Origin of the sequence: Pseudoalteromonas sp. MMG006, assembly GCF_018101025.1 — a bacterium.
Lineage (GTDB): Bacteria > Pseudomonadota > Gammaproteobacteria > Enterobacterales > Alteromonadaceae > Pseudoalteromonas.
The window spans coordinates 330,751-343,131 of the sequence record NZ_JAGJEJ010000002.1 but is presented as its reverse complement, the minus strand read 5'-3'; the positions used below and the strand labels follow the sequence as shown (position 1 = coordinate 343,131).

Genomic DNA, 12,381 nt, shown 5'->3' with positions numbered 1-12,381 from the left:
ACACTGACTATTAAAATAGTAAGTGGCGTCCCCAAGGGGATTCGAACCCCTGTTACCGCCGTGAAAGGGCGGTGTCCTAGGCCTCTAGACGATGGGGACACATAAATGTGTCACTAGGACATTTGATAATGTTAGACTCATATCATGAGTTGCTAAGGTAATGCGTAATCTACAAGTAAAGACTCGAGCTTTAATTGTTACGCCATTCTCTTGGTAAAACCACCTCTAACCTAAAGCTAGATGGCGTCCCCAAGGGGATTCGAACCCCTGTTACCGCCGTGAAAGGGCGGTGTCCTAGGCCTCTAGACGATGGGGACACAGAAAACTGCTACCCTAGGACATTACACTAATTTTTGGTGGAGCCATGCGGGATCGAACCGCAGACCTCTTCACTGCCAGCGAAGCGCTCTCCCAGCTGAGCTATGGCCCCAACATAATCAATACTCGCTGTGATAAACACGTCGTGTATCGCTTAGTGCGGGGCGCATTCTATGCACCACCCAAAATAAAGTCAACAGTTTTTTACCTAGCTTTATTTAAATGGTTTAATTTTCAACAAACTGGCTATCAAGCGTGCTAAAAAACGCAATTTAGATAAAATCCCTCATAGACTGCTCATAATAACACCATAATCTTAAAGCTCTTTGTTAGAGCCTTCCTACCGCTATTAACCTCTTGGGTTGTATTATAAATAAAAGGTATACATTTATATGCAAATTAAGTTTAAGCGATTTACTTTTTTAAACTTGCAGCCAATAGTAAGGTTTGTTTTGTCTAGGTGGCAATTTATTAGCTGGGCGAGGCTTTAGTTCCTCGGGTTTAATGTATAAGTAAAAATAAATAAAACTTATTAAAGCTTGTGCACCCTACTTTGCCCTTCAATAATATTTTCTTTGAATGGCACATACCTGGAATTGAGTGATATCGCCTTTTTAGAATATCCACAATATACAACTTCTATATTACCTAAATACAACTACTACTAATTTAACCTTTAAAGATAAATACTCTCAGCTATACATAAAAATATTAGAAAACTTTAAAGTATGTCTATTTTTATAATTGAATTGAAGCGTGTTTAACCATTTCATAGTAGAGACGTGTACTTATAAAGTTCCAGAACTGTTTGCTCTCATCTAACTCTCAAAACTAAACTTGTATAAACTTTTGAATTTTGAATTTTGAATTTTGAATTTTGAATTTTGAACAGAACCCTACGAATGAATTCAAAAAGCAATTGTTGCTTGTAATGTAATAAGCAACTTCATTAGTGTCCACTGCTGTTTATTTAAACTACCACTGCGGAATTGCTGAGAAAATAGACGCAACTCATACCCCGTTGTTTATAAAACCTTCATTCAGTACATTTTTATCATTCAAGTGTTGACACATTTCCAACTCTATCTATAATAGCGCCCCACAACAACGCAGCAATGTGAGGTTGTTTAGATGTGGGTGATTAGCTCAGTTGGGAGAGCATCGCCCTTACAAGGCGAGGGTCACTGGTTCAAGTCCAGTATCACCCACCACTTTTTATAAGTGTTCACATCTAAATTCTACATGGGTTGTTAGCCCAGTTAGAAAAAGAGAGCGTCACTGCTATTTAAAAATAATTGTGGGGTTCACTGGTTAAAGTCCAGTACTATTTGTTTTAATAGTAGCGTTTATTATATGTGGGTGATTAGCTCAGTTGGGAGAGCATCGCCCTTACAAGGCGAGGGTCACTGGTTCAAGTCCAGTATCACCCACCACATATAAAACCTATAATTATATTAATAGTCATGTTTTAAAGTTGTAATATGGGTCGTTAGCTCAGTTGGGAGAGCATCGCCCTTACAAGGCGAGGGTCACTGGTTCAAGTCCAGTACGACCCACCATTTTTTAAAATGGTGTATATTACAAAAATCTAAATGAGTTATTAACTCACTTAGAAAAAGAGAACATTACCGCTATTTAAAAGTAACGGCGAGGTTCACTGGTTAAAATCCAGTACTATTTATTTTAATAGTAGCGTTTTAATTTATATGTGGGTGATTAGCTCAGTTGGGAGAGCATCGCCCTTACAAGGCGAGGGTCACTGGTTCAAGTCCAGTATCACCCACCACATATAAACCTATTATTATATCAATAGTCGCGTTTAAATTTAATATGGGTCGTTAGCTCAGTTGGGAGAGCATCGCCCTTACAAGGCGAGGGTCACTGGTTCAAGTCCAGTACGACCCACCATTCTTAGAATGGTGCATCATATTAAATATATAATTTGGGTGATTAGCTCAGTTGGGAGAGCATCGCCCTTACAAGGCGAGGGTCACTGGTTCAAGTCCAGTATCACCCACCAAATTATACTAAGCGATTAATTGATAACCTTAATAAAAGTCATACCTATTATATGTGGGTGATTAGCTCAGTTGGGAGAGCATCGCCCTTACAAGGCGAGGGTCACTGGTTCAAGTCCAGTATCACCCACCACATATAACTACTCCAAAATCCATAATTTAAAATTTCCCAAAAATATCCTTTTATAAAAAATCGATTTTTACCGCATAAAACTCAATTTAAGTAATCAACCTAGTTAAAAAATAACATTCTTATCCTCTATAAATAATGCCCAGAGTTAATGATTCAAACCAGTTAGTCACCCACACATATAACTACATCCATACTACCTAACCTAAACTCTTGTGATGATATTTAACCTCTCAGTTTTATTCTAAATAATGTCTAGTAATCACTGCACATCAAATACAATTAGTTTAAATAATATAAAGACAGCTAAACGTATGAATATAAATTAATCTTCTAATAACCTCGTCTAATATATAAATTCTCTTGTAAGCAGCGAAACTGTTGATTATAGTCTGTGTTAAATACAATCACACTTAAACCAATGCCAACTAAGATCTATTCAAAAGCTAAAATATTAATAGTCGAAGAGCAGCCACTTGCTCAAAGCTATATGAAACAGTCATTAGAAAAGCTTGGCTTTCGACAGCTAAGTTTTGCTGATCATGCAACTTCGGCAAAAGAGCAGTGTTTAAGTGAGCAATTTGATTTAATAGTGTGTTCGTTTAATTTAAGCAAACAACAAGATGGTTATCAGCTTTACGAAGAGTTACGTGTTAAACAACTAATTAAAAACTCAACGGGTTTTATTTTTATATCTGCAGAAACCAGCGGCTCACTTGTGCATAGTGTTTTAGAGCTTCAGCCCGACGACTTTTTAGTAAAACCTTTCACCGCACAAGAACTTAAAACACGTATAGAACGAATTCTTAAACGTAAGCATGACTTACAAACCGTCTATACGTTTATCGACGATGGTAACGATTCTAAAGCAGTAAAGTATATAGATTCTGCGCTTGATAAAAATAATAGCTACAGCCCTATATTACTTCGCTTAAAAGGAGATGCCCTACTTCGCTTAAAAAGAAACGAAGAAGCAAAAGACTTTTTTAAATCAGTCCTAGATATACAAAAGTTTGCTTGGGCTAAAGTTGGTTTAGTAGAAGCGTTAATTGCAAATAATGAACATATTCTAGCGCAGCGTATGTTAAAAACTATGCTGGAACGCCATGAAACACGCTTAGTTGCGCTCGACTTACTGGGGCGTTTAGAAATAAAACTTAGTCAATTTGAATTAGCACAGGAATTTTTAAGTCAAGCGGTTGATATCGCTCCTCGAAATATTTCCCGTCAGAAGTCGTTAAGTAATGTATCGTTAATTAATCACGACTACGAAAAGAGCTATTTAACGCAAAAAGAAATCGCCAGTTATGCCAAACATTCAATACACGACAACCCCGACATTTACCTAAATGCGGCTCGTGCAGGTATCGACTTTGCGTTAACAACTGATCAAACAGATCAAATTCAGCGTATTTCACGTCAAACTAATAAATATATTAACGACTTAAAACAACAATTTCCTAATAACACTAATCAAGCACAAATTGATGTATTAAATGCTCGCCTACATTATTTAAAAGATGAACATCAAAAAGCAAAAAAACTGATAGAGCAACTTGATGAAGACGACTCACATATTCGCTCAGTAGATGGAGCGCTTGATAAAGCAAAAGCATTTCATGAGCTTGGTTTTCACCAAAAAGCACAAACTTTGTTTACTCAAATTATTAGCCATTGCGAGCGCCACCCAACTGTAAGCGACACGACTTATCTGCGTTATATTCAACAACAGCAAAGTGAACGTAGAGATATTAAAATGGGCCCTAAAGAGCTTAACAACCATGCGGTTAGTCAGTTCAACAAAGGTCAGTTAAATATGGCGTTAGAAGCGTTTACAAAAGCATTTAGAGTTATGCCACGCAATCCTAGTATTGCGCTTAATTTATTACAGTGTTTGTTTGATTCAACCAAACAAAAAGGCGGCACTTTTAACTTAGCTATCGCCAAAAAATGCTACGCCCTTTTGAGTAAATCATCACTACCTACCGATCAGGCGCAAAGGTTAGATAAAATTTTGCATATGGCCAAAGAAATGAAGCTCGATATTCAAAATCCGGACAAATAGCTTTTATAGCTTTTTCATTGCTGCAGCGTTTACGCAATAACGTAAACCAGTAGGCTGAGGCCCATCAGGAAATATGTGCCCTAAGTGCGCATCGCACACATTGCAAACCACTTCTACACGCTGCATACCATGGCTTGAATCATTCACGTACCCTATTGCTTCAATAGTGGCTGGTTGAGTAAACGAAGGCCAACCTGTGCCGCTATCAAACTTTTCATCCGCGTCGAATAATAAGTTATCACAACATACGCATGCATATTTGCCTGGCTCTAATAATGTACAACTTTGAGAGCTATGTGGACGTTCAGTGCCTTTTTTACGAGTAACATAGTATTGGTCTTCACTAAGGAGCTCTCGCCACTGTTCGTCGCTTTTCACAACCTTTTTAGGGGGAGTTGGATTGCCATTGTTAGCAAAATTAATAACATCGTTCCATTTCAACATAACAGCCTCATAAATAATTAAAAAGCATTAGGGTGTAAGCCTAATTAAGGTAGAGGTAAACTAAAGTAAATCAAAGCGTTATAAATACACTATCACCCGATTTGATTTATCCAAAATGTATTGTTTGCTTCTCAGATTCTGTAAGTATACGTTTAACAAAGGCATCTAGCTCAGTACTTTGCGCCGGTAGGCTCACGCTTAACTGACGATCATTACTGCTGTGTATTATTAGCTCATCACTTTTACTTTCAACACGTTCAATATTACTAATAACCAACCAATGCGGGCCGTGCTTTTTATCAAAAAAGCCTGTTAGGCTAAACAACATAAGATGCTGTGCGTCGCGTTGAATAAAACTATCTAATCGATTTCTCGATTTAAATAACGCCGTTAACCTATAAAAACTAGAACAAAGTACAAAAAGCCACACACCAAATAAAAACTTAAACCACATGTACTCACTAAGATTAGTGCTTAACGCAAGCACTAAAAGCAACAATGCAATGACCGATACCACCATCGCTATTTTTTTATTCACGGCGTCCATTTCAATCCTTTGTGAGTAATTTTTTCTCTGTAGATGCTTTTTCTGTAGGCTCAGGCCAATCATTAAAAAACACGGTTAAATATCGGCTTTTAGCCAAGTACCACAGTACCCACAAAACAATAACCATTTGCACAGCTAAAAATAGCGAAAACCGATAATGACTATGAGCCGCCTGTATACTAAGCCACGCTAAATCAATCACAGCGCACAAAATAAGTGGCCAGCGCATATGGCGCCATACTTTTGCTAATTTTTCACTCGCGCTGTGTGAATCTCTTGGCCGGCGCAAACAAAACAATACCGTAGGTACAATCGCAATGGCACCAATACTAATAGCAATAAAAAAATCATTTTTGGTTTTAAAGAATAACGACATTAAATCAAGTTCTGGTCTGCGGCTAAGGGCCGCAATCACCCAAATAAAATATGAGCGCAGTAATATCAGCACACTTAAATGAAATGCAATGGGCGTACGGTAACTCCCGTATTTGTCCCAGTACTCTGGCCCATATCGGCTCATTATTTTTTATCCTAACCGTTATATTTTTCAAACAAGGCAATTAAATCTTCTTCGCTAAGTATTTCAATACCTAGGTCCTGTGCTTTGGTAAGTTTTGAGCCTGCTTTTTCACCTGCCACTAAGGCATCTGTTTTAGCCGACACACTGCCAGCCACTTTTGCACCTAGTTGCTGTAAACGAGCTTTTGCGTCATTTCGATTTAATGTATTTAATGTCCCCGTAAGTACATACGTTAAATCAGCCAAAGGTTGCTCATCTTTTGATGGTGCACTAAGCGCAGGCCAATTAATACCTTGCTCTATCAACGCAGTAACTACATCAACATTATGTTGCTCATCAAAAAAGCCACGAACATGAGTTGCTACAATAGCGCCTACATCACTTACTTGCGTTAAACTATCTATGCTGGCATTTGTTACATTTTCAAGGGTTAAAAAGTGATTAGCTAAGTTTTGTGCAGTCGCTTCACCTACTTCTCTTATGCCTAAAGAGTATAAAAATTTAGCAAGCGTAGTGGCTTTTGCATCCTCAAGCGCACCTACTAAATTTTTAGCCGATTTAGGGCCCATACGTTCAAGCGATTCAAAATGGCCTTGTTTCAAAATAAACAAATCTGCGGGCGTTTTAACCAGCTCTCTATCGACTAATTGATCAACTATTTTATCGCCTAGGCCGTCAACATCTAGCGCTTTGCGTGAGGCAAAGTGCTTAATAGCCTGTTTGCGCTGTGCCGGGCATACAAGGCCCCCAGTACAACGGGCTACAGCTTCACCTTCCACTTTTTCTACGTGGGAGTCACAAATTGGGCACGTTTTAGGAAACTCAATACCACGAGCATCGTCAGGTCGGCGCTCAAGCACTACTTGTGTAATTTGTGGAATTACATCGCCAGCACGGCGAATAATAACGGTATCACCTACTTTTACACCTAAACGGGCAATTTCATCACCATTATGAAGCGTGGCATTTGAGACCGTAACACCGCCAACAAATACTGGTTCTAAACGGGCAACCGGTGTTATTGCACCGGTACGGCCAACCTGAAACTCTACATCGAGTAATTGAGTAACCTCTTCTTGCGCCGGAAATTTATACGCAATAGCCCAGCGCGGAGCACGTGCTACAAACCCTAAACGCTCTTGTAAGGCCTTTTCGTTTATTTTAATTACTACGCCATCAATTTCATATTTAAGCTCGCCACGGCGCGTTAAAATATCGCTATAATATTCAAGTGCCGCTTGAGTGCCTTCTACCAATTTAGTTTCTGGGCAAAGTGGTAATCCCCAATCGGTTAATTTAGCCAATTGCTGGTAATGATCCTCAGGGATGCTGCCATCGGCAACCAAACCTGTACTGTACGCATAAAACATCAACGGGCGTTTAGCGGTAATTTTTGAATCAAGTTGGCGCAAACTTCCAGCTGCGGCATTACGTGGATTTACAAACACCTTATCGCCGCGTTTTTGCGCTTCAGTATTTAATTTATCAAAGCCAGCACTATCCATAAATACTTCACCGCGCACTTCAAGCTCTGCAGGATAATCGCCACGCAGCTTTAGTGGTACATTACGAATTGTTTTTACATTTTGGGTAATGTTTTCACCGGTAAATCCATCCCCGCGCGTTGCTGCTTGTACTAATACACCATCACGGTAAATAATAGAGACTGCTAGGCCATCTAGTTTTGGTTCACAGCAAAAAGTAAGCTCGCCTGTACTCATTAGGCGCTCTTTTATACGGCGATTAAACGCACTGAACTCTTCTTCGCTAAAAGCATTATCGAGCGATAACATAGGCACTTGGTGAGCAACTTGCTCAAATTTACTCAGTGCTGCCCCGCCCACTTTTTGAGTTGGCGAATCGGGCGTTAAAAATTCTGGGTGCTGGGTTTCAAGTGCACTGAGTTCGCGTAATAGCCTATCGTATTCAGCATCTGGAATGCTTGGGGTATCAAGCACATAATAATTGTAATTGTGCTGCTCTAAAGTACGACGAAGATGATTAACTTGCTCACTAATGCTGCTAGACATTTAAACCTCAAAAAACATAAAAAAAGCCACTTTTAGTTAAGTGGCTTAATAAAAAATAATGTATGCGTATTAATTACGCAGAAAATGCACGGACCTGCTCAACATATTGACGAACACGGTCAACACTCATTTCTTCACGCTCGGCATCTAAAATTTGTGCACCAAACTCATCAGCAATTTTTTTAGCCGCGCTGTGCAGCATATTAAACGCTGCAAGCCCATCGCCTTCGCAAGGCAGAGTCATAAATAAGCTCACACCCGCTGTGCTAAATTGTTCCATATTGTCTATATCAAACGTGCCTGGGTTGTACATATTTACCAGTCTGAATAACACTGGTCCTTGGCCTGCTGGGTCAATATGACGATTAAAAAAACCGTCTTCTGAATACTTAAAGCCTAAAGTGTTCACTGCTGGCAATAATTTACTGCCCTGCATGGTTAACCCTTCTGGCATTTGTATATGCACAATTACAAAGTCAGACATCTCAACTGGCGCAGTTTCTTCGCTTTGTGGCTGGGCTTCTGGCTCTTGCACAACTTCCAAATCATCTTCAATTGGAATTTCTGGAACGCTTGTATCCATTTGAGGCTCGTTAGCATCAAAGTTAAGCTCACCAAATTGCGGCTCATCGCGCTGGGTAACTTCTGGCTCTTTTGGCTGTGCGGCCGGTGTATGAGATGGAGTCTCTTGCATTGGTTCTACCCGCTCGCTAGCAGGTACTTCTGGGCTATCTTTTTTTCTAACTGACCATAAACCGTGTACTAATAAGCCACCTATGACAAATACACTGATCACGATTAAAACCCATCTTAGTTCTTCGGCCATCCCCTCACCTTTTATTATTTGATATGCCTAAACCTGTGCATTAGTAAAATACTAATACGCTTAAATTAAAATATTATGTGTGTGCAAGTTGCACTGCTTGTTCTATATCTACTGCTACCATTCGTGAAACACCTGGCTCTGCCATAGTAACGCCAGTTAATCGCCCTGCCATTTCCATCGCAATTTTATTATGACTAATATAAATAAACTGCACTGATTGTGACATTTCTTCAACCAAACGGCAAAAACGAACCACATTGGCATCATCAAGCGGTGCATCTACCTCGTCCAGCATACAGAATGGAGCTGGATTGAGCCTGAATATAGAAAACACTAATGATAATGCGGTCAGCGCTTTTTCTCCACCACTTAACAAATGAATTGTTGAATTTTTCTTGCCAGGTGGTCGTGCCATTATACTAACACCACTTTCGAGTAAATCGTCACTGGTTAACTCTAAATATGCACTCCCGCCACCAAATACTTTTGGAAATAGCTGTGCAAAGTCTTCGTTAACTTGATCAAAGGTCGCTTTAAAGCGTGTTTTTGTCTCAATATCTATTTTACGAATGGCACCTTCGAGAGTATTTAGCGCTTTGGTTAAATCATCTAATTGGTTATCTAGGTATTCACTACGCTGCTTTGCAAGGTCAAACTCTTCTATTGCTGCTAAATTTACGGCGCCTAATTTTTCAAGCTGATTAGTTATTCCCGTTAACTGGTTTTGCGTGGCACTTAAACTTAAAGAGTCAGGTAATGCTTCGAGTATGTGCTTTAAGTTTTGTTTTAGCTCGTCTAATGGCTCAAGCGCTGCTTGTGCTTTGATAAGTAGGCTTTGTTCTTCAATGGTGAGTTTTTGATGCTGCTCTTGTAAACCCACCAGCTCACCTTGTGAATTTTTAAGGCTCGCTTGCTTTGTATTTAAGCTTTCTTTAGCTTGAGCAAGTTTACTTTGAAGCGATATTAGCACCTGCTCACCTTGCTTGTGTTGCTCAAGCAAGCTTGCAATTTTATCTGTGAGTTCTTGCTCTGGAATGAGGAGCTCTTCTATTTCCTCAAGTAACTCTTTAGCACCTTCACTTGCACTTTTATGCTCTTGCTTTGCATGGTTAAGTTTAGTTTGGCTTAGTTGCCATTCACTTTGTATTTTTTGTTCGTATAAACTACTTTGATGCGCTTTTGTTTTATATTGCTCAAGCGTGGTTACAGCTTGACTATACTGCGACTCACTTTGTACTCGAGCATTATTTGCTTTTGCTAAATCATCAGCTAAGTTAAGTTGCTGCTCTTTAATTACTTCAAGCACTTGCACTTGTTCATCGCACGTTTTTAATAACTGTGTGTGCTCAGTTGTTAATGTCAGCTTTTGCTGTTCAAATTTTTCTAATTGTTGTAAGTGCTGAGCAACCTGCTCTTTAAGCATGTCGCTACGCGTTGTGGCTATGGCAATATTTTGTGCAAGTTGATGTATAGCCTCTTTAAGCTCGTTTAATTCATTACTTTGCTGTGTTTGCTGGGCTTTGCAATCGTCAAATTGCTGTTGTATGTTTTGCAGCGTTTGCTGTGCAGCGTTTAATTGTATTGTTTTTTCTTTTAGCTGTTTATGCTTTAAAAGCTGAGAGTTATCGGCGTTTTTATCGGCGCTAACATGCCAATTTCGAGCATGAAGCGCACCTGTTCTATCCATCACCGCAATATAAAAATCATCTTTTAGCAGTGTTAAATCGGCCACTTCGCTATAAGCAATGCGTGTGAGTAAGTCAGGGTAAACACCCTTATTAATAAATGCAGCTAAGCTGTTTTTTGGCACAGCTTTATTACTTTGCCAAACACTGTTATTACTTTGCTGTTTAGTTACATGTAAATGCTCAAGTGATTGCAAGGCTTGTTCAATTACGTGCTCAAACCCTTCTTTAACCACTAATTGCTTAAATAAATTTTGGCTCTGAGCATTTTTATCTTCAAGTCCAAGGCTACTCATCAAACCAGCTATACTGGCTTTTAGCTCGTTAAGGTGTTGTAAGTTATCTTCAAGCTGCTTTTGAGCTTGCTCAACTAAATTATTCTGCTCTGCAAGTTCAGCACTGCAATGCGACTGCGTAGTTTGCTTACTGGCAAGTTCTTGAGTGAGGGCTTGGCGCCTTTGTGTTTGCTCAACTAGCTGCTGCTCTATATCGCTACTTTTAAGTTCATTAATTTGCTGTTGTACTTGGCTTAGCTGATTACTTACATGCTCACGTGCTTGAACGCTTTGATTAATCGTACTTTGCTGCAATTGCGCTTTACTATTATGTTCAAGCTGCTGCTCATTTAAAGCTTGCCACACACGCGTAGCTTGCAGCTTTTCATCAGCTAATAACTCTAATGTTTGAGTCAACTCATCAACTTGCTCGGTGCACATTAAGCTTTGCTCTGTGGCGTCTTGCAAGGTAATTGCGAGTTGTTCACATACACTTTGCTGTTGTAATTTGAGTTCTAAGCTTTGCGATTGACGTAGCTCTAGCTTTACACGATTTTGTTTAAGCGTTTGTGTCTGTTGTTTAATATTTATTTGTTGCTGCTCAGCTCGAGTCAACTCAGTGTGAGTAACGTGTTGCTGATGCTGCGCGTCGCTTAATTTATCTTGTTGTGCTTGAACTTGCCCCTCTAGGCTTGCAAGTACGTCATCGTGCCCTGAGTGCGCCGTTTTAAAAAACGTTATTTGCTCATTCAGCTTTTTAATTTGTGTGCTTTTTTCGAGCTGTTGTTGATGCAGCTTTTGCCATTTTAAAACAGCAATTTGCCCTTTTAAAGTGCGCTCTTGCGCCTTGAGCTCTCGGTATTTTTTAGCATCAACCGATTGCACAGCAAGTTTATCAAGTTGAGTTTGCAGCTCTTTGCGCACATCAAGTAATCGCTCTAGGTTTTCGCGGGTACTTTTAATACGTGTTTGAGTTTCGCGGCGGCGCTCTTTGTATTTAGACACACCGGCGGCTTCTTCTAAAAATACCCGCAGCTCTTGCGGTTTACTTTCTATTAAGCGCGAGATCATCCCTTGCTCAATAATCGCATAGCTACGCGGCCCAAGCCCTGTGCCTAAAAATATATCGGTAATATCGCGCTTACGACATTTGCTACCGTTTAAAAAATACAGCGATTGCCCGTCACGAGTGACTAAGCGTTTAATTGCAATTTGATTACGATCGGCAAAAGTATTGGGGATATCACCTTGGGTATTATCAAAAATCAGCTCTACAGAGGCTTGCGAGATAGGTTTACGATTAGTTGAGCCATTAAAAATGACATCGGTCATGGCATCGCCACGTAAATTTTTAGCTGAGCTTTCACCAAGCACCCATCGCACTGCATCAATAACGTTAGATTTGCCGCAGCCATTAGGGCCAACAACACACGTCATTTGATCAGGAAATGGAATTTTAGTGGGCTCTACAAACGATTTAAAGCCCGCTAATTTGATTGTGCTTAAGCGCATCTTATTGTTAT

Annotated in this window: 7 protein-coding genes and 10 tRNA genes; 8 read left to right on the top strand and 9 right to left on the bottom strand. The window is 39.7% G+C overall.

The window, feature by feature from the left end:
* Positions 1-23: 23 nt before the first annotated feature.
* The 3 genes from J8L73_RS04110 to J8L73_RS04100 all read right to left on the bottom strand — a co-directional run bounded on the left by J8L73_RS04110 (position 24) and on the right by J8L73_RS04100 (position 430).
* Positions 24-99: transfer RNA gene (locus J8L73_RS04110), tRNA-Glu, on the bottom strand.
* Between the two features lie 142 nt (positions 100-241).
* Positions 242-317: transfer RNA gene (locus J8L73_RS04105), tRNA-Glu, on the bottom strand.
* 37 nt (positions 318-354) lie between these two features.
* Positions 355-430: transfer RNA gene (locus tag J8L73_RS04100), tRNA-Ala, on the bottom strand.
* Between the two features lie 1,023 nt (positions 431-1,453).
* On the opposite strand from J8L73_RS04100, the gene J8L73_RS04095 reads away from it, so the two are divergent.
* The 8 genes from J8L73_RS04095 (at position 1,454) to J8L73_RS04060 (ending at position 4,531) form a co-directional block, all read left to right on the top strand.
* A tRNA-Val gene (locus tag J8L73_RS04095) sits at positions 1,454-1,529 on the top strand.
* 146 nt (positions 1,530-1,675) lie between these two features.
* Positions 1,676-1,751: transfer RNA gene (locus J8L73_RS04090), tRNA-Val, on the top strand.
* Positions 1,752-1,801: 50 nt separating this feature from the next.
* Positions 1,802-1,877: transfer RNA gene (locus J8L73_RS04085), tRNA-Val, on the top strand.
* Positions 1,878-2,028: 151 nt separating this feature from the next.
* Positions 2,029-2,104: transfer RNA gene (locus tag J8L73_RS04080), tRNA-Val, on the top strand.
* Between the two features lie 46 nt (positions 2,105-2,150).
* Positions 2,151-2,226: transfer RNA gene (locus J8L73_RS04075), tRNA-Val, on the top strand.
* A 36-nt stretch (positions 2,227-2,262) separates the two neighbouring features.
* Positions 2,263-2,338: transfer RNA gene (locus tag J8L73_RS04070), tRNA-Val, on the top strand.
* A 55-nt stretch (positions 2,339-2,393) separates the two neighbouring features.
* Positions 2,394-2,469: transfer RNA gene (locus tag J8L73_RS04065), tRNA-Val, on the top strand.
* Between the two features lie 418 nt (positions 2,470-2,887).
* Positions 2,888-4,531, top strand: a complete 1,644-nt coding sequence (locus tag J8L73_RS04060) for a tetratricopeptide repeat-containing response regulator (protein ID WP_211000091.1) — start codon at positions 2,888-2,890, stop codon at positions 4,529-4,531.
* Between the two features lie 3 nt (positions 4,532-4,534).
* Here the strand turns inward: J8L73_RS04060 and msrB are convergent, their stop codons facing one another.
* The 6 genes from msrB to J8L73_RS04030 form a co-directional block, all read right to left on the bottom strand.
* A complete protein-coding gene (gene msrB, locus J8L73_RS04055; RefSeq protein ID WP_211014955.1) occupies positions 4,535-4,975 on the bottom strand; it encodes a peptide-methionine (R)-S-oxide reductase MsrB in 441 nt (146 codons plus the stop codon).
* 106 nt (positions 4,976-5,081) lie between these two features.
* Positions 5,082-5,522: a hypothetical protein gene (locus tag J8L73_RS04050; protein WP_211014954.1), complete on the bottom strand. Its 441-nt coding sequence runs from the start codon at positions 5,520-5,522 to the stop codon at positions 5,082-5,084.
* Position 5,523: 1 nt separating this feature from the next.
* Positions 5,524-6,042, bottom strand: a complete 519-nt coding sequence (locus tag J8L73_RS04045; RefSeq protein WP_211014952.1) for a DUF2919 domain-containing protein — start codon at positions 6,040-6,042, stop codon at positions 5,524-5,526.
* A gap of 11 nt (positions 6,043-6,053) precedes the next feature.
* On the bottom strand, positions 6,054-8,072 hold the full coding sequence (gene ligA / locus J8L73_RS04040) for an NAD-dependent DNA ligase LigA (RefSeq protein WP_211014950.1): 2,019 nt from the start codon (positions 8,070-8,072) through the stop codon (positions 6,054-6,056).
* 73 nt (positions 8,073-8,145) lie between these two features.
* Positions 8,146-8,898: a cell division protein ZipA gene (gene zipA / locus J8L73_RS04035; protein ID WP_211014948.1), complete on the bottom strand. Its 753-nt coding sequence runs from the start codon at positions 8,896-8,898 to the stop codon at positions 8,146-8,148.
* Between the two features lie 73 nt (positions 8,899-8,971).
* Positions 8,972-12,370, bottom strand: coding sequence for an AAA family ATPase (locus J8L73_RS04030; protein WP_211014946.1), 3,399 nt, complete (start codon positions 12,368-12,370; stop codon positions 8,972-8,974).
* Between the last annotated feature and the right edge of the window lie 11 nt (positions 12,371-12,381).